This is a genomic window from Streptomyces sp. NPDC054847, from assembly GCF_053610925.1.
The window spans coordinates 1-20,121 of sequence record NZ_JBSGZJ010000081.1 but is presented as its reverse complement, the minus strand read 5'-3'; the positions used below and the strand labels follow the sequence as shown (position 1 = coordinate 20,121).

The window sequence follows — 20,121 nt, the reverse complement described above, 5'->3', positions numbered from 1 at the left end:
GTCTCTTGTGGAGCTAAGGAGAATTGAACTCCTGACCTCCTGCATGCCATGCAGGCGCTCTACCAACTGAGCTATAGCCCCTTGCTGTGTGCCGCCCAGCTCCCGGGTTTCCCCCGCGGCGGCGACGTAGAGAACATTAACGCCCCCGTCGCCGCATCTCCAAATCGTTTCCAGCCCCGCCCGTGATGCCCTGGTTCGCCCCGTTCACGAGCAGAGCGACAAAGGGGGCGGATCCGACATCCTGTCAGGCGTTGGGGCTGTCGGGCACCGAGGCTGTCAGGCCGTCGCGAACGAATAGAAACGTTTGAGGGTGCAGTGCTCGTCCAGGAGCCGGCCGTAGATCGGTTCACCTTCGAGCTCGCGGTAGGTCTCGATCGGGTCGCCTTTTATGATCAGCGCCCGCGCGCACTCCTCGCACCAGTACTGGAACTCGGGATTGACCGGATCCATGTCCCTGACGATCGGCGTACCACTACCGCACCAGTCGCATTTACGCCTGTGGGCACCCATCACTCAGCTCCAGCTGTGGCCGCAGGCCGTGCACACGAAGGAAACGCCGCCGTTGTCCCCGAGGACCTGGGCGACATGGACAGAACCACAGGAAGGACAGCTGAGTCGAGCACCGGCCTCCGCCGTGGCAAGCAGGTCATCGGCAGCCTCCCCGGCTTCCTCGCCGCTGGCGGACATCGTGCGCTCCCTCCCGTACCGCCGGTGTCCCCTCCGGCCGTCCGATTCTGCCACGGCCGCGCACGGTGGTCAGCGGCGTTCGCGTACGAGATCGGCCACGCACCGCGGGGAGGCGGTCATGACCGGACAAGAACGAAGAATCCCGCCCCCTGGAAGGGGACGGGATCCGATTGTGGAGCTAAGGAGAATTGAACTCCTGACCTCCTGCATGCCATGCAGGCGCTCTACCAACTGAGCTATAGCCCCGCGTGTTCTTCGCGCTCCGCGCTGCGAACAAGAAGAACTTTAGCCTGCGACCTGCCGGAAAGTGAAATCCGGGTCCGGGACCGCCGCCGGGCGGTGCGCGCCGGACCCGGCCCGCTCAGGTGTCGTCGCCGAGGACGGGCTCCGGCAGGGTGCCGGCGTTGTGCTCGAGCAGGCGCCAGCCCCGCGCGCCTTCGCCCAGCACCGACCAGCAGCAGTTCGTGAGCCCGCCGAGGCTCTCCCAGTGCTGGGACTCGAGACCGAGCAGCCGGCCGATGGTCGTGCGGATCGTGCCGCCGTGACTGACGACGACGAGCGTGCCGTCGTCGGGGAGCTTCTCCGCGTGGTGGAGCACCACCGGAGCGGCCCGGTCGGCCACCTCGGTCTCCAGTTCCCCGCCGCCGCGCCGGACGGGCTCGCCGCGCTTCCAGGCCGCGTACTGGTCGCCGTAGCGCTCGATGATCTCCTCGTGGGTCAGACCCTGCCAGGCGCCCGCGTACGTCTCGCGCAGGGCGGCGTCGTAGGAGATGTCGATGCCGGTGACACCGGCCAGCTCGCCCGCCGTCGCCGCGGCCCGCTTCAGGTCGGAGGCGACGATCGCGTCGGGGTTCAGCGACGCGAGAAGCCGGGCGGCACGGCGCGCCTGGGCGACGCCGGCCTCGGTCAGCTCGATGTCAGTGGAGCCCTGGAAACGGCGCTCCAGGTTCCACGCGGTCTGGCCGTGACGCCACAGGACGATGCGCCGGCCGCGCGCCCGCCGGGTGCTCCCGGCGCCGCCGCTGCTGTTGTTGCCGTTCAGCGCTGCTCCCCTTCCGTGTCACCGCCGGTGAGCTCGGCGTGCTCCTTGGCCTTGCCGCGGGTCTTCCTGGCGTCCTCCGGGAGCGTGAGCTCCGGGCAGTCCTTCCAGAGCCGCTCGAGGGCGTAGAAGACCCGCTCCTCGGTGTGCTGGACGTGCACCACGATGTCGACGTAGTCGAGCAGGATCCAGCGGGCGTCGCGGTCGCCCTCGCGGCGCACCGGCTTGGCGCCGAGCTGCTTGTTCAGCCGCTCCTCGATCTCGTCGACGATCGACTTGACCTGGCGGTCGTTGGGCGCGGAGGCGAGGAGGAAGGCATCGGTGATGGAGAGCACATCGCTGACGTCGTACGCGATGATGTCGTGCGCGAGCCGGTCGGCCGCCGCCTGGGCGGCGGCGTTGACGAGCTCGATGGAGCGATCCGTGGCGGTCACAGGCAGGCTTTCGTCGGCGGTCAGGAACCCTTCAAGGGTCTCACGGACCGCCGACACCCCACGCAGCGATGCTCAGGCCCCCCGCGTCGCCCCGGTCACTCCGGCTCCTCGGTCGAGAAATCGGGGCCCAGGACGACCGAGACGTCGGCGTTGGTGGCGGTCTTGCCCTTCTTCACCGCACCGGCCGGCAGACCGAGCGTCTTGGCGACCTCTTCCGCCTTCGCCTTCTGCGCGTCGTCGCCGTAGGTGACCTGCGACGCGTCGACCGTGTCCGCCTTGCCTCCGTCGATGACGTTGTAGCCGCCGTTGATGAGGGTGACCCGGGCCTGCTCCGTGGCATCGGCCTTCCCGCTGCCGTTCTTGATCCCCACACGGAGGGTGTCGCCCGGCTCCGGAGCGCTGACCGAGCCGCCGAGGACGTCCTTGACGACGCTGCTCGCGGCCTCGTCGCTGAGCGTGCCGTCCTCCTGGACGGGGAGCAGCGCGGTCTTGTAGTCCCCGCCCTTCGCGTGCTCGGCGAGCTTGGCGAGGGACGTCCCGAGGTCCCGCTCGTTGAGGGACGGGTCGAGGATCTGCGCCAGCGTCTCCACGATGACCGTGGCCGACTTCGGGTCGTCCGGGAGCTTCTTGAGCACCGCCTGCATGACCTGGCCGAAGCGCAGCAGCTGCTTCTCCTCGGCCTCCCCGGGCCCCACGTGGGTGGCGTACGCCACGGCCGCCCGCCCGTTGAGCGTCTGGTTCTCGCCCTTCTTCACCAGGGGCTCGTCGCCCTTCGCCGCCCCGGGGACCTCGGTGTCGGTCGTCAGGTCGATCGTGCCGACCAGCTCGACGAGGTTCTCCAGGTACGGGGTGTCGAGGCGCCAGGTGCCGGAGACCTTGGCGCCCAGCAGGGTGCCGATCGCCTCACGGGTACCGGCGGACCCGTCGTCCTCGACGGACTTGCCGAGGGTGGTGGCCGTGCCGTCGTCGTTCGCCACGGAGAGGTTGTCGGGAAGCAGGACGGTGGTGCCCTGACCGGTGGTGGCGTTGTCGACGAGGAGGGCGGTGGACGTGCCCTTCTTCTTGGTGTTGTGCAGGTGCACCACGATGACGTCGCGCTTCTGCGGGCCGGCGGCCGCCTCGCTCTTCGTGTCGGAGCCGGACAGGCCGGGGAGCTTGCCCGCGTACCAGAGGTAGCCGACGCCGCCGACGAGCACGAGGGCCAGCGTGACCAGGAGCGCGACGACGCGGTTGCGGCCCCGGCGTTTGGCCTCCTCGCGCCGCTCCGAGCGGCTCTCGGTGAACTTCAGCCAGTCGATGACGTCTTCGGAGTCCTCGTCGGGCTCCTCGATGAACGAGAACTGCTCGGTCTGGTACGGACGCTCCGACCCGTCCGCCGGACGGCGCTGCTCCGGCACTCCGGCCGATTCCCGGGCCGCGGGGGCGGGACGCTGCTCCTGATGCTGAGGGGACTGCTGCTGAGGGACCTGCTGCCGTGGGACCTGCTGCTGCTGTGGAGTCTGCTGCTGCGGGAACCACTGCGCCGTGGTGTCGACGGCGGGCTGGGTGCCGGTGTCGTAGCCGTAACCGCCCTGGCCGGACGCGTAAGGGTCGTAGCCCTGGTCCTGCCCCGCCGGCGCCTGCGGGGCGTACGGGTCGTATCCGTAGCCCTGGGAGGTCCCGGGCCGGCCGTAGTCCTGGCCGGTGCCGCCGTAGCCGTCGCCCGCGCCGCCGTATCCCTGCTCGGGGGCGTAGCCCTGCGCCGAGCCGTAGTCCTGCGTGGAACCGTAGGCCCCGGGGCCCGGGCGGTTCTGTCCGTCCTGCTGCCCAGAGTGGCCGCCCTGCTGCTGTGCGTAGGGGTCGTACTGCTGGGGCTGCTGATAGACCGGCTGTCCGTACTCGTCGTAGCCGATGATCTGCGGCTGGTGGTACGGGTCGTAAGGATTCTGCTGGTCGTTCAACGGTGCCCCTCTCCGCGGCTCATTCGCCGCGGTACAACTGGCGCTTGTCGATGTAGCGCACCACACCGTCCGGCACCAGGTACCAGACCGGGTCCCCCTGGGCGACTCTCTCCCTGCAGTCGGTCGACGAGATGGCCAGCGCCGGAACCTCCACCAGGGAGACTCCGCCCTCGGGCAGGCCGTCGTCGGTCAGATCATGGCCCGGCCGGGTCACTCCGATGAAGTGGGCGAGCGAGAAGAGTTCCTCGGCGTTCCGCCAGCCGAGGATCTGGGAGAGCGCGTCGGCACCCGTGATGAAGAACAGGTCCGAGTCCTCGTTGAGGGAGCGCAGGTCCCGCAGCGTGTCGATGGTGTACGTCGGGCCGCCGCGGTCGATGTCGATACGGCTCACCGAGAACTGCGGGTTGGACGCCGTGGCGATGACCGTCATCAGATAGCGGTCCTCGGCCGGCGACACGTTCTTGTGGCTCTTCTGCCACGGCTGCCCGGTCGGCACGAACACCACCTCGTCGAGGTGGAAGAGGGCGGCCACCTCGCTGGCGGCCACCAGGTGTCCGTGGTGGATCGGGTCGAACGTCCCGCCCATCACGCCGAGTCGGCGTCTGCCCGGACCGGAGCCGGCGCCGGAGCCCGCGGCCACTATCTGCTCTCCCATGCGTGCAGAGCCTACTGGCACCGGCCGCCGGCCAGGGATCAGCGGTCGCGGTTGAAGCGGGTGGTGATCCACAGCAGCAGCATCAGGGCGACGAAGGCGCCGATGCCGGTCACGTACGGGCTGAGGCTTTCGTGGTTGCCGCCGTGCTCGGCGCCCTCGGCGAGCGTGACCAGGTTGGCGGCGGTGCCGGTGAGGCTCATCTTCAACAGGACCAATCGATCGGGAGTGGGAGTCGGAGACTTCGCGGACATCGTATGCGGGCCTCCCGGGCACGCTCACGCCGACTCAGTCGTTGTGCCCACCGCAGACGCCGTCACAGGGGTTCCCGGGAGTTGTCCACAGGCCCCGCCGTGCCGCGGCCGCAGCCCCTAGGCTGAGGTCCGTCAGGGGGACGAGCGAGGACTCGCACCAACAGGGGGCACCATGACCAACAGCCACGAGCAGGTACCGAGCAGGCAGCGCAAGCGCTTCCCGGAGATCTCCTCACGGGCGTACGAACACCCCGCGGACCGCTCGGCGCTCGTCGCGCTGCGCAAGCTCAGCGGCTTCGACACCGTTTTCAAGGCGCTCAGCGCGCTCCTTCCCGAGCGCAGTCTGCGACTGCTCTTCCTCTCCGACTCGGTGCGGGTGAGCGACGCCCAGTTCGCGCATCTCAACGACATGCTGCGCGACGCCTGCTACATCCTGGACCTGAAGAAGGTCCCCGCGATGTACGTGACGCAGGACCCGCGTCCCAATGCCATGTGCATCGGCCTGGACGAGCCGATCATCGTCCTGACCACCGGGCTCGTGGAGCTGCTCGACGAGGAGGAGATGCGGGCGGTCGTCGGCCATGAGGTCGGCCACGCCCTCTCCGGGCACTCCGTCTACCGCACGGTCCTCCTCTTCCTCACCGGCCTGGCACTGAAGGTCGCCTGGATCCCGCTCGGCAATGTGGCGATCATGGCGATCGTCACGGCGCTGCGCGAGTGGTTCCGCAAGTCGGAGCTGTCGGCCGACCGCGCGGGCCTGCTCGTGGGCCAGGACCTCCAGGCGTCGATGCGCGGCCTGATGAAGATCGCCGGCGGTAACCACCTGCACGAGATGAACGTGGACGCGTTCCTGCAGCAGGCGGAGGAGTACGAGTCCGCGGGCGACCTGCGCGACTCGGTCCTCAAGATCCTCAATGTGCTCCCCCGGTCGCACCCGTTCACCACGGTGCGCGCCGCCGAGCTGAAGAAGTGGGCGGAGAGCCGCGACTACCAGCGGATCATGGACGGCCACTACCCCCGCCGCACCGAGGACAAGGACGCCTCGGTCACCGACTCCTTCCGCGAGTCCGCCTCGCACTACGCCGACACGGTGCGCACCAGCAAGGACCCGCTGATGAAGCTGGTCGGCGACATAGCGGGCGGGGCGGGCGACCTCGGCGGCAAGCTGCGGGACAAGTTCATGGGCAACGGTGGCGCGGCCAGCGAGACCGCCGGCGGCAGCAACGGCACCGGTCCGGCGGGCGGCGGCGGCGCTCAGGGCGAGGGCTGAGCCTCCGGGGCGAGGGACCCGCAGAGCGCCACGGTGGCCCGGCCCGTCGCGTACGGGTCGGTGCCGGCCGGGCCGTCGGAATCCGCCCGCTGTCCGGACAGCAGCGGATGCAGTGCTCCCGACACGTCGGACGAGCAGGCCTGCGGCCCGGCCTGGAGGTTGCTGACGCGCACCTCCAGGCGACGGTGCGCGAGGTCGTCCCTGTCGAAGCGGAAGTGGAGCTCGCGGCGGACCGTGAAGAGCGAGGCCTCGTCCATGCCCGGACCGCTGACGGCCGCCCGGCGCAGCGCGTAGACGAAGGTGTGGTCGGAGACGATCTCCAAGGCGCCGCTCCCCGCCTCCGTGACGGTGAGCGTGCCCCGCACCCGCACGTCCGGATCGGCCAGCGCGACCTTCGCGGGGTCGAAGCGGACCAGCCAGCCGGTGGCGGCGTGCCGGCCGTCGGCGGCCGGTGAGGCGACGCTCCGGTCGAACTGCGCCATCTGGTCCGGGTGGAGCAGGGTACGCACGGGCTGGACGGCGTCACCGGTGAGGACGTCGGGGTCGAGCGACGACGTCACCAGGTAGTCCTTGGCGGTCGCCAGCGCGGTCATCACCTGCGTCTCCGAGAAGTGCTCGGTCCGGCGCATGGGCGGCATGGTGATGCCCGCGGCTCCGGTGCGGAACTGATCGGCCTGGCTGCTCGCGAAGAGCTCGGCGGGCGAGCCGCCCGGCACCGGGCCCTGCGGGGCCAGTGGGACGACGGTGACGCGCAACGGCTCGGCCTCCCGGGCCTGGGGAGGCTGGTAGGGGTGCCGGACACCCAGGAAGATCGCGGTGCCGAAGGCGATGACGACGAGGAGGACCAGCAGCAGGATCTGGCCGGGGGCCCGTCCGGCGTTCCATGTGGGGAGGCTGCGCACGGCCGGTGCGTCTTCGCCCATCCGCTCCACCGCGGAGAATTCCTGGACGCGGGCAGCACGGATGAACGATTCGTCGAAGACGACCGATCCGTACTCGTCATCTCCACCGCCGGGGAGCCCCTCGGGAGTCCCCTCGGGCGGGTCTCCACGCCCAGCCATACTTTCAGGGTAGGTCTGGCGGGCACGCGGTAAACGCGCTGGTACACCACAAGTTCTGACGCGTTCTCACCAAGTTGCGCACGGGGTGCCCGGGGAGTATCCGCGGCGTTTCCCCGGCCGGCTCGAGAGCCTCACGGAGCTCGCGGGCCTCTGGAGACGCGCGTGCCTCACGGAGCGCGAGACCTCAGGGAGTGCGAGGACCTCAGTGGGCCGGTGGCACGGTGGAGACCCGCGGGCCGGAGCGTTCGAGCGGCGTCGCCACGGGACCGTTGCCACGCCCGCTGACGGTGGCTCCCGTCGGGGGCGCGTCCACGCCCGTCCGCACGGGCTGCGGCACCGGATCCTGCCGGTTGCCGTTCGAGGCTCCGCGGTACACGGCGGTGAAGGCGAGGGCGACCATCCCGATGCCCATCAGCAGGGCCAGCAGCCAGGCCACGGGCCGGTGCCAGCGCGCGGTGCCGCGATAGGGACGCAGAGCACCGCCGTGCCGCCCGTAGGGGCCGGCCCAGTCACCGTCGGGGCCGGTGTCCTCGTCGTCCTCGTCGTCGTGGTCGTGACCGCGGCGCCGGTGGCCGGGTGCGTGAGTGCCGCCGTAGAGGTCGTCGTCGGGAGAGTGTCCTCGATGGCCGGACCGGGCGCCGTCCGCCTCCGCACGTGCCTCCGCGGCTGCCAGCAGCCGCTCCACCGCGGTCGGTTCGTGGATCTTGGCGGCCCGTACGAAGTCCTCGTCGAACACCACGGTGGCGAAGTCCTCGTCCGCGCCCCCGCGGTCGACAGAGTCCTCAGGGTCCTCGCCGTCCTGAAACGGCTTGCCCCCCACGTCGTCCGGCACGTCTCTCAGAGTAGACCGGGGGGCCCGGTTTGGGCAGGGAGAGCGCAAACTCTCCCCACCCGGGTGATCCGACGGGCCACCCCGCTGACGGTCATCGTGTGTGGCCGTCGCCCGTCACGATGTACTTCGTCGAGGTCAGCTCGGGCAGCCCCATCGGACCGCGCGCGTGCAGCTTCTGCGTCGAGATGCCGATCTCGGCGCCGAATCCGAACTGACCACCGTCGGTGAAACGGGTGGACGCGTTCACCGCGACCGTCGTGGAGTCCACCAACTGGGTGAATCGCCGCGCCGCGGCCTGCGAGGTGGTGACGATCGCCTCGGTGTGACCGGACGACCAGAGACGGATGTGGGCGACGGCCGACTCCAGCGACTCGACGACGGCGGCGGCGATGTCGTAGGAGAGGTACTCCGTCTCCCAGTCCTCCGTCGTCGCGGGCACGATCGTGGCCTTGGTGGCGTCCGCGTACTCGATGACGCGTTCGTCGCCGTGCACGGTCACCCCCGCGTCCGCGAGCGCGTCCAGGGCGCGCGGCAGGAAGGCGGCCGCGATGTCCTTGTGGACGAGGAGGGTCTCCGCGGCGTTGCAGACGCTCGGCCGCTGCGCCTTGGAGTTGATCAGGATCTCGACGGCCATGTCGATGTCGGTCTCGGCGTCCACGTACACGTGGCAGTTCCCGGTGCCCGTCTCGATGACGGGGACGATGGACTCTTCGACGACCGTGCGGATCAGCGAGGCGCCGCCCCGGGGGATCAGCACGTCGACCATGCCGCGTGCCCGCATCAGTTCGCGTACGGAGTCCCGGCTCTCGCCGGGCACGAGCTGTACGGCGTCGGCCGGCAGACCGGAACCGCCGACCGCGTCCCGCAGCACCCGCACCAGGGCGGTGTTGGAGGAGTACGCGGAGGACGAGCCGCGCAGCAGCACCGCGTTGCCCGACTTCAGGCACAGCGCGGCGGCGTCCACGGTGACGTTCGGCCGGGCCTCGTAGATGATGCCGACGACGCCGAGCGGCACCCGCACCTGGCGCAGGTCGATGCCGTTGGGCAGGGTCGAGCCGCGCACCACCTCGCCGACGGGGTCGGGAAGGGCGGCCACGTCACGCACGTCGGCGGCGATGGCACGGACACGCTCGGGAGTGAGCGTGAGCCGGTCGATGACCGTCTCGCTGGTCCCCGCCTCACGGGCGCGGGCGACGTCCTCGGCGTTGGCCTCGACGATCTCGCTCGTACGGACCTCCAGGGCGTCGGCCATCGCCAGCAGCGCGTCGTCCTTGGCCGATCGCGGCAGGGGTGCGAGGTCGGCGGCCGCTGCGCGGGCCCGGTAGGCCACCTGGGCGACCGGGGACATGTTGTCGTAGGGCGAAACCGAAGAGAGCGACGTCATACAGGAAGCGTAATGCGCCGCCCGTGGGCGGCCCTCCCGTATCCCGCAGTCCGAGACGGACCGCCTCGCGCCGCGTGCCTCGGCCGCCTCACACGCCGCCCTTCCCCAGGAGGGACGCACGTCCACCCGCACGCGCCCTGCGCCCCGCGGAGGGGCGCACTCCCACCCGCACACGCCCTGCTTTCAGAAGGGATGCACGCCCACCCGCGCGGCCGGCGGCGGACCGTAGCCCTCCGCGACGCGCTGGTGATAGGTCTGCCGGTCGATGACCTCGAGGCCGACGATCTCCCACGGCGGCAGGTTGGCCGTGGAACGGTGCTCGCCCCAGAGCCGCAGGGCGACCGCGGCCGCGTCGTGCAGGTCGCGCGCCTCCTCCCAGTAGCGGATCTCCGCGTGGTCGTTGGCGTACCGGCTGGTGAGCAGGAAGGGGTGGTCGTGGGCCAGCTGTTCGAGGCCGCGGCGGACCTCCTTGAGCGGGGCCTCCCGGCCGGAGACGCTGAGCGTGATGTGCCACAGGCGGGACAGCACACGCTCCTCGTCGGCGGCACCCGGCCGTGTTCCCGCCTCCACGGTGCCGGTTCCGGTCCCCTGGTCCTGGATCTTCATCCGGTCCCTCCGGGCGTCTTTGTCGGTCCGCGCTTCGCCGCGCGCGTCACCGTGCCCGTCGCCGAAGTCCGCGCCCGCTCCGACGCTGGTCAGCGCCCGCTCCTCGCCCACCGACCGGCGGACGCCCGGCAGCTTCCCGTTCCCTCGGGGCGCATCCCCTGGGCGCGCTCGTCTCACCGGCGGCCTCCCTGTTGCTGCGTCGTCGTGCCGAACCCCGCGTTCCCCCGCAACAAAGTTGACCAGCCCACGGCGGGGCGTGGGGCGGTTTTGGTAAAGGTCCCTGCCAGACGGTGGGACTTTCCGCCTTTTCACGTCTGAAGGACGACCAGATCGTCCCTGTGTACGACTTCCCGCTCGTACTCCGGGCCGAGCTCCTTCCCCAGTTCCCTGGTGGAGCGCCCGGCCATCCGGGGGATCTCCTTGGCGTCGAAGTTGACCAGCCCCCGTGCGACCGGCCGGCCGGCGGCGTCGCGCAGCTCCACCGGGTCCCCGGCGCTGAACTCGCCGTCCACGGCGGCGATCCCGGCGGGCAGCAGCGACTTCCTGTTGTCGACGACGGCCCGTACGGCACCGTCGTCGAGGGTGAGGGAGCCCTGCGGCGTGGAGGCGTGCGCCAACCACAGCAGCCGGTCGGCGGAGCGGCGTCCGGTGGCGTGGAAGTACGTCCCGGTGTCACGGCCCGCGAGTGCGTCGGCGGCGCGGCTCGCGGAGGTGAGGACCACCGGCACGCCGGCGGCCGCCGCGATCCGGGACGCCTCGACCTTGGTGACCATGCCGCCGGTGCCGACGCCCGCCTTGCCCGCGCTGCCGATCTGCACATGGGCGATGTCCTCGGGGCCGTGCACCTCCTCGATGCGGCTGGTGTCGGGACGGGCCGGGTCCCCGTCGTACAGGCCGTCGACGTCGGAGAGCAGGACCAGCAGGTCCGCCCGTACGAGGTGGGCGACGAGCGCGGCGAGCCGGTCGTTGTCGCCGAAGCGGATCTCGTCTGTGGCGACGGTGTCGTTCTCGTTGACGACCGGGACCGCGCCCATGGCGAGGAGCTGGTCCAGGGTCCGGTAGGCGTTGCGGTAGTGGGCGCGGCGGCTGGTGTCGTCACTGGTCAGGAGCACCTGGCCGACGCGGACGCCGTAGCGGGCGAAGGACGCGGTGTAGCGAGCGACGAGCAGGCCCTGGCCGACGCTCGCGGCGGCCTGTTGACGGGCCAGGTCCTTGGGCCGGCGGGTGAGCCCGAGCGGCGCGAGGCCCGCGGCGATGGCGCCGGAGGAGACGAGCACTATCTCCTTCTCGCCGCCGCTGCGGACCTTGGCGAGCACGTCCACCAGGGCGTCCACCCGGTCCGCGTCCAGCCCGCCGGCGGCGGTGGTGAGGGAGGAGGAGCCGACCTTGACGACGACCCGGCGGGCGGCGGTCACATGCGCCCTCGCCCGGCCCGTGTCCGCCGGTGCGGCGGAGGCCGGTGGCTGCCCCGCGGGGGCCCCTGCCGCATGCCCTGCCGTCCGCTGTTCCGGGCTCTGTCCGCTCACGCCGTGCCTCGCCTCTGTCACAAGGCCGAATGTATGCCAGCGCCGCTGTCGGGTGCGCGGGCATTCCGCTCGCTGGACAGCAGCATCCGGCAGGCGGGCACCTGTCCCCTTCACCCGCGTCGCGCGGTGCCACGCCGCAGCGGCCCGGCGGGCGGAGCGAGTTGACCGCGCCGATGGTTGTTCGATCCGGCCAACCGCTAGGGTGGCCGGTGGGCGGTGGCCCGCGCCGCTCCGGCGCATGCCTGTCTCCGGCCCGCCACCTTCGACTCCGGTTCCCACAACAGACGGGGCGCAGCTGTGTCGGTCAAAGTGAGTGTCGTCATCCCGGTGTACAACCCGGGGAAGTACATCGACCCGTGCATCGATTCCCTGGTCCGCCAGACCCTGTCGGCCGAGGAGTTCGAGGTCCTGTTCGTCGACGACGGCTCCACCGACGACACGCCGGAGCGGCTCGACAAGCTGGCGGCCGAGCATCCCCACTTCCGGGTGATCCACATCCCGAATTCCGGCTGGCCGGGCAAGCCGAGGAACGTCGGGGTCGCCGAAGCGCGCGGTGAATACGTCCAGTTCCTCGACCAGGACGACCACCTGGGCACGGACGCGCTGCGCCGCCTCTACGACATGGGGCACAGGAACGGCTCCGACATCGTCATCGGCAAGGTGGCCAGCAACTTCCGCGGCGTGCCGCACGGCGTCTTCCGTACGAACCGCGAGAAGTGCACGCTGCGCGACGCGCCGCTGTTCGACAGCCTCACCCCGCACAAGATGTTCCGCACCGCGTTCCTGCGCGAGCACGGCATCGCCTACCCCGAGGGCAAGCGCCGCCTCGAGGACCAGCTGTACATGATGCGGGCGTACTTCCCCGCCAAGGTCGTCTCGATCCTCGGCACGTACACCTGCTACCACTACTCGAAGCGGGACGACGGCAAGAACGCCGGGTCGGCGAAGCTCGTCCCCGAGGGCTACTACGGCAACCTCCGTGAGGTCCTCGACGTCGTCGTCGCCAACACCGAGCCGGGTCCGCTGCGGGACCGGGTGCTGCGCCGCTTCTACCGGGTGGAGATGCTGGGCCGCCTCAGCGAGCCGGCGGTGCTCAAGTACGACGACGCCTACCTGCGGGAGATGGTCGACGCGGTACGGCCGCTCGCACTGGAGTACATGGACGACTCCGTGCACGACGGCCTCGGTCCGATGCTGCGGATGCGCTCCACCCTGCTGCGCGAGAACAACGCGGAGGGGCTGGTGCGGCTCGCCCGGCTCGGTGCGTCCGTCAAGGGCTCCGCCCGGCTGGAGAACGTGCGGTGGGAGACCGACGGCCGGATCACCGTGACCATGGCCGGACGGCTGGTCCACGGCGAGCAGCGTCTGCCGCTGAAGTTTCTGAGCCGTGACGAGCGGCTCTACGTGCACCCCGACATCACCTCCGGGTTCCTCCCCGAGGGCGCGCTCCTCGACATCACCGACGATCTCGCCGGCTTCCAGGCCGAGCTGTCGCTGCGTGACCGCGAGAAGGCGGTGGAGTGGCTGTGCCCGACCACGCTGGAGACCCGCGTCGAGATGCTCGACGACGAGGACGACGAGACCACGGAGCCCGTCGACGGGCCGGACAAAGCGGGCCGGACCTGCGAGGTCGTGCTCCGGGGCACCGGCGTGCTGGCGTCCCAGGCCAGCCGCAAGGGCCGGGGCAACCTCCCCCGGGGCTTCTGGGACGCCTGGGTGAGCGTGCGCGGCCTCGGTCTCGTACGCAAGACGCGGCTGGGCGCCGAGCGTGCGGAGCATGTCGACGACCAGTGCGTCCCGGCACTGCTGTCCTCGCCCGCCCGCCCCGTGATCCCGTACTTCACCAACCCGCACGGCAACCTCACCCTCGATGTCTCCCGTCGCGGCAAGAAGCTGGTCCCCTATCTGGAGGGCCGCCCCGTGCTCTGCATGCCGGGGCGTTCGCCGCAGCTGCGGCTCGACCTGGTCACGACGGCCTCGACCGCTCACTCGGCGGTGCAGCTGGTGCTGAGCAAGCCGCCGGCCACGCCCGCCCCTGCCACCGCCGAGGCGGCGGAGACGGGAACGGAGGAGCCGGAGACCTCTGAGGCACCGGACGCCGCGGTCGTCCACGCGTTCCCGTCCACACTGCGCCCGGTGCACGGTCGCGCCCATCTGCCGGTGCCCCGGCGGATCGAGGGGGCGCCGGAGGGCACCTGGCAGCTCGGGGTGCGGCTCGACGGCGAGAAGGGCCGTGCGCTGGCGCTGTGTACGGTGGATGTCGATGCCGCCGGCCGTCTCCGGCTGGACGGCAGTCTCCCCGCACCGGACCCCGCCCTGCTGCGGAAGCTGACGGTGCAGCGCCGCCGGTCGGCATTGCGAGAGGCGGTACGCACCGTGGCCGGCCCTGTCGTGCGACGGCTGCCGTCCTCCGGGCGCAAGAAGGTGCGCCGGATCGCGGCCCGACTGCTGGGATGACCGGCCGACCCGCGGGCCCGGCATCGGCCACCTGACCGCAACACCGGAAAGAGGACAGGATCACATGCGGCAGCTCTCCATCACCGGCGCCTGGGTGCACGAGCCGAAGATCTTCCCGGACAGCCGCGGGAGCTTCCACGAGTGGTTCAAGGAAGGCGACTTCACGAAGGCCGCCGGCCACGGTCTGCGGCTCGCCCAGGCCAACTGCTCGGTCTCCAGCCGCGGCACGCTCCGCGGCGTCCACTTCGCCGACGTTCCGCCGAGCCAGGCGAAGTACGTCAAGTGCGTGCGGGGCGCCGTCCTGGACGTCGTGGTCGACATCCGGGTCGGCTCACCGACGTTCGGGCAGTGGGAGGCGGTCCGCCTCGACGACGTCGACCACCGCAGCGTCTATCTTTCGGAGGGCCTGGGGCATGCGTTCATGGCCCTGACGGACGACGCCACGGTCGTCTACCTCTGCTCCGAGGGCTACGCACCCGAACGTGAGCACGGCATCGACCCCCTCGACCCCGGTCTGGGCATCGACTGGCCGCAGGACATCACGCCGGTGCTCTCCGACAAGGACGCCGCGGCACCGTCGCTGGCCGAGGCTGAGCGCCAGGGCCTGCTGCCACGGTACGAGGAGTGCCGCGCCTATTACGACGAGCTGGCCGCCCGCGGCTGAGCCGCACAGGGCGCGCAGGCGAGCGCCCCGGGTCCGGCGGACCCGGGGCGTGAGGGGGAACGGGGCTCAGCCCGTGAGCCTCTCGATGCTCCTGCGCACCGGCGCGAAGGCCGAGCGCGGCCGCCGCAGCGTGCGTGCCTTGATCAGGGCGGGCCAGAAGTCGGCGCCGAGCAGCGCCTCCGGCTGGACGGCGTTCTTGCGGACGAGAATCTCTTCGGGGACGTCCTGCGGGTCGGGCACGACGTACTCTTCGATGATCTTGTCGTACGCGTTCTTGAGGACGGTGTTCTCCGGGTCGGCCCCGAAGATCGCCACGACTCCGGTGGGCGCGGTGTCGACCTCGACGACGACCAGGTCGGGGCGGTACTTCCGCAGGACCTGGGCGACCTTGTAGACGTCGCCGGCCCAGAACTTGGTGTGCCGGTCGCGCGCGGCCTCGTCGACGTTCCTCGGGAGCATGTCGTCGAGCACGATCACGCTGGACCAGCGGGAATGCCGCTCGACGTTCATGAAGTCGCGGAGCGCGTACTCGAAGAGATGCATTCCGTCGATGAACGAAAGCTCGAGTTTCGGCTCTCCGCCGAGCACATTCAGCGGGTCCTTGCGGGCCAGGGCGCGGAAGGGATTGCGGCCGTTGCGCAGATGCACCAGCGGGTCCTTGCGCGCGAAGAAGTCGTCACTGGTGGCCCTGACGAGGTGGACATCGCAACTGATGCTCGTCACGACACGGAACGCGGGGTCGATCGCGACGGAAGGGACCCGGGAGAGTGCCAGACTACGTCCGTCGTTGACCCCGATTTCGAGATAGTTGCGGGGTTTGTACGTGCGGTGCAGTTGGCGCAGAAAACCGTGGCGATCCACCGATCGAACCCTTCGCTGGGAATCAAATTGATTGATTCCCAGCGAAGTTAGCGTGTACGCGGCCCGGACGTAAATGTCTACCGGCCAGTAGCACCCGTTCCGCGCTCTGCGTCCACCAGTGCGGGGAACGCTTCTGCGAGCGCCTCGCGCCAGTCGCGAACAGGTTCGATGCCGGTTCCCCGCCAGCCTTCGTGCCCGAGGACGCTGTACGAAGGACGGGGCGCCGGACGCGCGAAGGCGGCGCTGTCCGTCGGCCGTACCCGGTCCGGGTCCGCGCCCAGCAGCCGGAAGATCTCCCTGGTGAAGCCGTACCAGGTTGTCTCGCCCCGGCTGGTGCCGTGGTGGACGCCCGCGGGGACGGTCCCGGCCACCGCCGCCTGCCCGAGCCGCACGAGCAGACCGGCGAGGTCGGCGCTCCACGTGGGCTGGCCGCGCTGGTCGTCGACGACGTCGAGGCTGTCCCTGGCCGCCTCCAGCCGGATCATGGTGCGGACGAAGTTGGGGCCGCCCGCGCCGTAGAGCCAGGCCGTACGGACCACATGACCGGTCTCCGGCAGCAGCTCGAGCACCGCCCGCTCCCCCGCCAGCTTGGTGCGCCCGTAGGCGCTGCGCGGCGCGGTGGGGGCGCCCTCGGCGTAGGGCACGGTGGCGTCACCCGCGAAGACGTAGTCGGTGGAGATGTGCAGCAGGACGGCGCCGCTCTCCTTGCAGGCCTCCGCCACGTTCCTCGCGCCGGTGCCGTTGACGGCCAGGGCGGCGGCCTCCCGCTCCTCCGCGCCGTCGACGTCCGTCCAGGCGGCGCAGTTCACCACGACGGCGGGGCGGTGGGCCGCCAGGCAGGAGCGCACGGCGTCGGGGTCGGTGATGTCCAGGTCCGCGCGCGTGACGGCGACGGCGGGGACGCCCTCCGCGGCCAGCCGGCCGACGACGTCCCGGCCGAGCATGCCGCCGGCGCCGGTGACCAGCCAGCTCACAGCGCCGCACGCTCCTTCAGGGGCTCCCACCAGGCGCGGTTGTCGCGGTACCACTGGACGGTCTCCGCGAGCCCGGTGGCGAAGTCCTTGCGCGGCTCGTAGCCGAGTTCCGCGCGGATCTTGGTGCAGTCGACCGAGTAGCGGCGGTCGTGGCCCTTGCGGTCGGTGACGTACTCGACGCTGGTGTCCCAGTCGGCGCCGCAGGCCTCCAGCAGCAGGCCGGTGAGCTCCTTGTTGGACAGTTCGGTGCCGCCGCCGATGTTGTAGACCTCGCCGGAGCGGCCCTTGGTGCGGACGAGTTCGATGCCCTGAACGTGGTCGTCGATGTGCAGCCAGTCCCGGACGTTGCCGCCGTCGCCGTAGAGCGGGACCTTCCCGCCGTCCAGCAGGTTGGTGATGAACAGCGGGATGACCTTCTCGGGGAAGTGGTGATGCCCGTAGTTGTTGGAGCAGCGGGTCACCCGGACGTCCAGACCGTGGGTGCGGTGGTACGACAGCGCGATCAGGTCGCTGGACGCCTTGGCCGACGAGTACGGCGAGTTGGGCTCGAGCGGGTGCGTCTCCGGCCAGGAGCCCTCGTCGATCGAACCGTAGACCTCGTCCGTGGAGATGTGGACGAACCGCTCGACTCCGGCCCGGTGGGCGGCGTCGACCAGCGTGTGGGTACCGAGCACGTTGGTGCGCACGAACTCCGCACCGCCGTCGATGGAGCGGTCCACGTGCGACTCGGCGGCGAAGTGGACCACCTGGTCGTGCTCCGCCATGAGTTTGCCGACGAGTTCGGCGTCGCAGATGTCGCCCTGAACGAAGGCGAAGCCGGGGTGGCCCCGGACCTCGTCGAGGTTGGCCGGGTTGCCCGCGTAGGTGAGCTTGTCGAGCACGGTGACCGCCACGTCGCCCGGCCCGTCGGGGCCGAGCAGTGTGCGGACGTAGTGGGAACCGATGAAACCGGCGCCACCGGTCACCAGGATCTTCGTTGTCATGAGGAGATCTGTACCTTGCTGTGGTCGCCGAGCACGAGTCGGTGGGAGGACGGGTTACGGGGAGAAGGCGTGACCTCGACGTCCCGGCCGATCAGCGAGGCCTCCACACGCCGCACACCGGTGATGGAGGCGCCGCGCAGGACGATGGAGTACTCGATCTCGCTGTCCTGGATCAGGCACCCTTCCGAGACCGAGGTGAAGGGGCCGACGTACGAGTCGCTGATCACCGTGTCACCGCCGATGATCGCGGGGCCCACGATGCGGCTGTTGGTGATCCGTGCCCCCTTCTCGATCCGGACCCGGCCGATGATCTCGCTGCTCGGGTCGACCTCGCCGTCGTTGCTCGGCTCCACGGTCTCCAGCACGGAGCGGTTGACCTCGAGCATGTCTGTGACGTTGCCGGTGTCCTTCCAGTAGCCGGCGATGGTCGTCGAGCGCACGTCGCGGCGCTGGTCGATGAGCCACTGGATGGCGTGGGTGATCTCCAACTCGCCTCGCCAGGAAGGCTCGATGGACCGCACGGCCTCGTGCACGGCGGGAGTGAAGAGGTAGACGCCGACGAGGGCGAGGTCGCTCTTGGGCTCCTTCGGCTTCTCCTCCAGGCCCACGACCCGGCCGTCCCCGTCGAGTTCGGCGACGCCGAAGGACGTCGGATCGGGCACCTTGGTCAGCAGGATCTGCGCGTCCGGGCGTTCCGTACGGAATTCGTCGACGAGGCCGGTGATGCCGCCGACGATGAAGTTGTCACCGAGGTACATCACGAAGTCGTCCTCGCCGAGGAAATCCCGCGAAATGGCGACGGCGTGCGCCAGGCCGAGCGGCTTCTCCTGCGGAATGTATGTGATTTTCACACCGAATCGGGACCCGTCCCCGACGGCTTCCCTGATCTCGTCGGCGGTGTCGCCGACGATCACACCCACCTCGGTGATCCCCGCTTCCGCGATCGCCTCGAGGCCGTAGAAGAGCACCGGTTTGTTCGCGACGGGAACCAGTTGTTTGGCCGAGGTGTGCGTGATGGGACGCAGGCGGGTGCCCGCCCCTCCGGAGAGAACGAGTGCCTTCACGATTCATGTCCTCGAGTCGAGTGATGTTCCACGAGCGGATACCGCTCAGCTCTTTCGACTTTACCCACGGTTCCCCTGCACAGACCCTGTGTTCCGATTCCGGGCGGTGCGGACGAGCCGCCGGACCCGTCTGCGCACCCCGCGCACCACCCGCCGGACGGTGAGGGCCTGCGCCTCCGGCGGCAGGACCCGGCAGCTGCCGGCCCAGTCGGAGACGGTGACGGCGTACAGCCGGTCGGGCAGGCCCGCCGCGGGGTCCCGGAAGTGCGGATGGGCGAGATACACACGGGCCCGGCGTCCCGTACGGGGCTCACGGACCACCTCGGGGACCGACTTGGCGGCGGTGAACTCCACCATGTCCTTCAGCAGGTCGAGCCGGCCCCTTGCGACGCACTCCAGCACCAGCCGCTCCCCCACCCTCACGCGGCTCGCGACGCCTTCGTTCCAGTACCCGGTCATGGCGGCCGCCAGCCGCAGCTTGTCGCGCTGCTCGGACTCCGGCTGCCGCAGGAAACCGGGACCGAACTGCTGGAGCAGCCCCACGGTGAACGGCCTGACCATCAGCACATCGCGGCGCGGCCCCGGCGGCTCCAGGCGGGCGATCACCCGGGTCAGACCGGTCAGCGCCTCGAAGCGGTCGCCGTAGGTACCGCGCCGGGTGGCGTGTTTGCCGTCCTCGCGGCCGACCAGGTAGTAGCAGTCGTAGTCGGCCACCACGGAGACGCCGTTGCCGGCGAGATACGCCTCCATGGTGAACAGCGAGTCCTCACCCGTCGGAAGACTCTCGTCGAACGTGAGGCCGAGGCGGCACAGCATCTCCCGCCGGAACAGCTTCTGCGCGCTGAGCGCGTAGATGATGCGTGACGAGTACACATCGGCGCGCTCGACGGTCTCGTGGAACATCGAGCCGGGAACGCCGCGGCCCCGGCCGACCATCCTGCCGAGCACCACGTCCGTCCCGGCACGGTCCGCCATGGCGACCATCCGCTCCAGCGCCTCGTCGCCGAGGAAGTCGTCGGCGTCGAGGAAGAAGACATAGCGGCCCCGCGCCAGGGAGAGACCGACGTTGCGCGGGCCGCTCGGCCCGCCAGAGTTGGCCTGCCGGACCAGCGTGGTGCGCACCTTGCTGCGAGCGGCGAACTCCTCCAGGTACTCGCCCGTGCCGTCCGTCGAACCGTCGTCGACCGCGACGATCTCGATGCGGTCGGCGCCCATGGTCTGCGACTCCACCGACTCCAGACAGCGGATCAGGTACGGCATGGCTTCATAGGCGCCGACGACAACCGTGACGTCGGGCACGAGACTGTCATTCATGGACATACAGACAACCCGAACCGGGCAAAGGTTGCGGTGAACGACCCTCCGGTCAAATGTGCATATCGCGCCTGCGCACTCACCGGCCCTGAGAACGACAGCGGCCCGGGGGCCTCCGT

19 protein-coding genes and 2 tRNA genes are annotated in these 20,121 nt (G+C 70.4%); 3 read left to right on the top strand and 18 right to left on the bottom strand.

Annotation, left to right across the window (positions count from 1 at the left end; genetic code table 11):
• Window positions 1–8: 8 nt before the first annotated feature.
• The 8 genes from ACWGH4_RS12060 to ACWGH4_RS12025 all read right to left on the bottom strand — a co-directional run bounded on the left by ACWGH4_RS12060 (window position 9) and on the right by ACWGH4_RS12025 (window position 4,955).
• A tRNA-Ala gene (locus tag ACWGH4_RS12060) sits at window positions 9–81 on the bottom strand.
• A 195-nt stretch (window positions 82–276) separates the two neighbouring features.
• Complete coding sequence (locus ACWGH4_RS12055) at window positions 277–510, bottom strand: hypothetical protein (protein ID WP_005317760.1); 234 nt, start codon at window positions 508–510, stop codon at window positions 277–279.
• Window positions 511–860: 350 nt separating this feature from the next.
• Window positions 861–933 (bottom strand) — tRNA-Ala (locus ACWGH4_RS12050).
• Window positions 934–1,048: 115 nt separating this feature from the next.
• Window positions 1,049–1,729 carry a histidine phosphatase family protein gene (locus tag ACWGH4_RS12045; protein WP_453458982.1) on the bottom strand — a complete coding sequence of 227 codons (681 nt, stop codon included), beginning with the start codon at window positions 1,727–1,729 and terminating at the stop codon, window positions 1,049–1,051.
• Complete coding sequence (gene rsfS / locus ACWGH4_RS12040; protein ID WP_189467936.1) at window positions 1,726–2,160, bottom strand: ribosome silencing factor; 435 nt, start codon at window positions 2,158–2,160, stop codon at window positions 1,726–1,728. The genes ACWGH4_RS12045 and rsfS overlap by 4 nt, the downstream gene beginning before the upstream one ends.
• Window positions 2,161–2,255: 95 nt before the next feature.
• Window positions 2,256–4,100 (bottom strand): LCP family protein, encoded by a 1,845-nt coding sequence (locus ACWGH4_RS12035; protein ID WP_453458974.1) that lies wholly within the window; start codon window positions 4,098–4,100, stop codon window positions 2,256–2,258.
• A gap of 19 nt (window positions 4,101–4,119) precedes the next feature.
• Window positions 4,120–4,755, bottom strand: a complete 636-nt coding sequence (gene nadD / locus ACWGH4_RS12030; RefSeq protein WP_441262968.1) for a nicotinate-nucleotide adenylyltransferase — start codon at window positions 4,753–4,755, stop codon at window positions 4,120–4,122.
• A gap of 38 nt (window positions 4,756–4,793) precedes the next feature.
• Window positions 4,794–4,955 carry a hypothetical protein gene (locus tag ACWGH4_RS12025; RefSeq protein WP_037776825.1) on the bottom strand — a complete coding sequence of 54 codons (162 nt, stop codon included), beginning with the start codon at window positions 4,953–4,955 and terminating at the stop codon, window positions 4,794–4,796.
• 223 nt (window positions 4,956–5,178) lie between these two features.
• Here ACWGH4_RS12025 and ACWGH4_RS12020 point away from each other — a divergent pair, with 223 nt between their 5' ends.
• Entirely contained in the window at window positions 5,179–6,276 is a 1,098-nt protein-coding gene (locus tag ACWGH4_RS12020; protein WP_453458971.1) for a M48 family metallopeptidase, read from the top strand.
• On the opposite strand, the gene ACWGH4_RS12015 is transcribed toward ACWGH4_RS12020, so the two are convergent.
• The 5 genes from ACWGH4_RS12015 to proB form a co-directional block, all read right to left on the bottom strand.
• Window positions 6,261–7,337: an SCO2583 family membrane protein gene (locus ACWGH4_RS12015; RefSeq protein WP_453458969.1), complete on the bottom strand. Its 1,077-nt coding sequence runs from the start codon at window positions 7,335–7,337 to the stop codon at window positions 6,261–6,263. The two genes, ACWGH4_RS12020 and ACWGH4_RS12015, sit on opposite strands and share 16 nt — an antisense overlap.
• 202 nt (window positions 7,338–7,539) lie before the next feature.
• Window positions 7,540–8,169 (bottom strand): SCO2584 family spore wall biosynthesis protein, encoded by a 630-nt coding sequence (locus ACWGH4_RS12010; RefSeq protein WP_441262971.1) that lies wholly within the window; start codon window positions 8,167–8,169, stop codon window positions 7,540–7,542.
• A gap of 91 nt (window positions 8,170–8,260) precedes the next feature.
• On the bottom strand, window positions 8,261–9,553 hold the full coding sequence (locus ACWGH4_RS12005) for a glutamate-5-semialdehyde dehydrogenase (RefSeq protein WP_441262972.1): 1,293 nt from the start codon (window positions 9,551–9,553) through the stop codon (window positions 8,261–8,263).
• 183 nt (window positions 9,554–9,736) lie between these two features.
• Window positions 9,737–10,336 carry a hypothetical protein gene (locus ACWGH4_RS12000; RefSeq protein ID WP_453458964.1) on the bottom strand — a complete coding sequence of 200 codons (600 nt, stop codon included), beginning with the start codon at window positions 10,334–10,336 and terminating at the stop codon, window positions 9,737–9,739.
• Between the two features lie 131 nt (window positions 10,337–10,467).
• Window positions 10,468–11,574 (bottom strand): glutamate 5-kinase, encoded by a 1,107-nt coding sequence (gene proB, locus ACWGH4_RS11995; RefSeq protein ID WP_441262974.1) that lies wholly within the window; start codon window positions 11,572–11,574, stop codon window positions 10,468–10,470.
• A gap of 408 nt (window positions 11,575–11,982) precedes the next feature.
• Between proB and ACWGH4_RS11990 the strand changes: the two genes are divergently transcribed.
• Complete coding sequence (locus tag ACWGH4_RS11990) at window positions 11,983–14,142, top strand: glycosyltransferase family 2 protein (protein WP_453458961.1); 2,160 nt, start codon at window positions 11,983–11,985, stop codon at window positions 14,140–14,142.
• A 64-nt stretch (window positions 14,143–14,206) separates the two neighbouring features.
• Entirely contained in the window at window positions 14,207–14,806 is a 600-nt protein-coding gene (gene rfbC / locus ACWGH4_RS11985) for a dTDP-4-dehydrorhamnose 3,5-epimerase (protein WP_453458959.1), read from the top strand.
• Window positions 14,807–14,872: 66 nt separating this feature from the next.
• Here rfbC and ACWGH4_RS11980 read toward each other — a convergent pair whose 3' ends face one another.
• The 5 genes from ACWGH4_RS11980 to ACWGH4_RS11960 all read right to left on the bottom strand — a co-directional run bounded on the left by ACWGH4_RS11980 (window position 14,873) and on the right by ACWGH4_RS11960 (window position 20,002).
• Window positions 14,873–15,667: a class I SAM-dependent methyltransferase gene (locus ACWGH4_RS11980; RefSeq protein WP_453458956.1), complete on the bottom strand. Its 795-nt coding sequence runs from the start codon at window positions 15,665–15,667 to the stop codon at window positions 14,873–14,875.
• Between the two features lie 77 nt (window positions 15,668–15,744).
• Entirely contained in the window at window positions 15,745–16,641 is an 897-nt protein-coding gene (gene rfbD / locus ACWGH4_RS11975) for a dTDP-4-dehydrorhamnose reductase (protein ID WP_453458953.1), read from the bottom strand.
• Window positions 16,638–17,624, bottom strand: coding sequence for a dTDP-glucose 4,6-dehydratase (gene rfbB, locus ACWGH4_RS11970; RefSeq protein ID WP_453458951.1), 987 nt, complete (start codon window positions 17,622–17,624; stop codon window positions 16,638–16,640). The genes rfbD and rfbB overlap by 4 nt, the downstream gene beginning before the upstream one ends.
• The gene (locus ACWGH4_RS11965) at window positions 17,621–18,688 is read right to left on the bottom strand and encodes a glucose-1-phosphate thymidylyltransferase (RefSeq protein ID WP_441262980.1); all 1,068 of its coding nucleotides are present in this window, start codon (window positions 18,686–18,688) and stop codon (window positions 17,621–17,623) included. The genes rfbB and ACWGH4_RS11965 overlap by 4 nt, the downstream gene beginning before the upstream one ends.
• Before the next feature lie 60 nt (window positions 18,689–18,748).
• Window positions 18,749–20,002: a glycosyltransferase family 2 protein gene (locus tag ACWGH4_RS11960; protein ID WP_453458948.1), complete on the bottom strand. Its 1,254-nt coding sequence runs from the start codon at window positions 20,000–20,002 to the stop codon at window positions 18,749–18,751.
• Between the last annotated feature and the right edge of the window lie 119 nt (window positions 20,003–20,121).

Excerpts from the sequence above, each read along its gene's own strand:
- ACWGH4_RS12015 (WP_453458969.1), bottom strand. The coding sequence starts at position 7,337 with ATGGCTGGGCGTGGAGACCCGCCCGAGGGGACTCCCGAGGGGCTCCCC.
- ACWGH4_RS11960 (WP_453458948.1), bottom strand. The coding sequence starts at position 20,002 with ATGAATGACAGTCTCGTGCCCGACGTCACGGTTGTCGTCGGCGCCTAT.
- rfbC (WP_453458959.1), top strand. The coding sequence starts at position 14,207 with ATGCGGCAGCTCTCCATCACCGGCGCCTGGGTGCACGAGCCGAAGATC.
- ACWGH4_RS12025 (WP_037776825.1), bottom strand. The coding sequence starts at position 4,955 with ATGAGCCTCACCGGCACCGCCGCCAACCTGGTCACGCTCGCCGAGGGC.
- ACWGH4_RS12020 (WP_453458971.1), top strand. The coding sequence starts at position 5,179 with ATGACCAACAGCCACGAGCAGGTACCGAGCAGGCAGCGCAAGCGCTTC.
- nadD (WP_441262968.1), bottom strand. The coding sequence starts at position 4,755 with ATGGGAGAGCAGATAGTGGCCGCGGGCTCCGGCGCCGGCTCCGGTCCG.
- ACWGH4_RS12055 (WP_005317760.1), bottom strand. The coding sequence starts at position 510 with ATGGGTGCCCACAGGCGTAAATGCGACTGGTGCGGTAGTGGTACGCCG.
- ACWGH4_RS12005 (WP_441262972.1), bottom strand. The coding sequence starts at position 9,553 with ATGACGTCGCTCTCTTCGGTTTCGCCCTACGACAACATGTCCCCGGTC.
- rfbB (WP_453458951.1), bottom strand. The coding sequence starts at position 17,624 with ATGACAACGAAGATCCTGGTGACCGGTGGCGCCGGTTTCATCGGTTCC.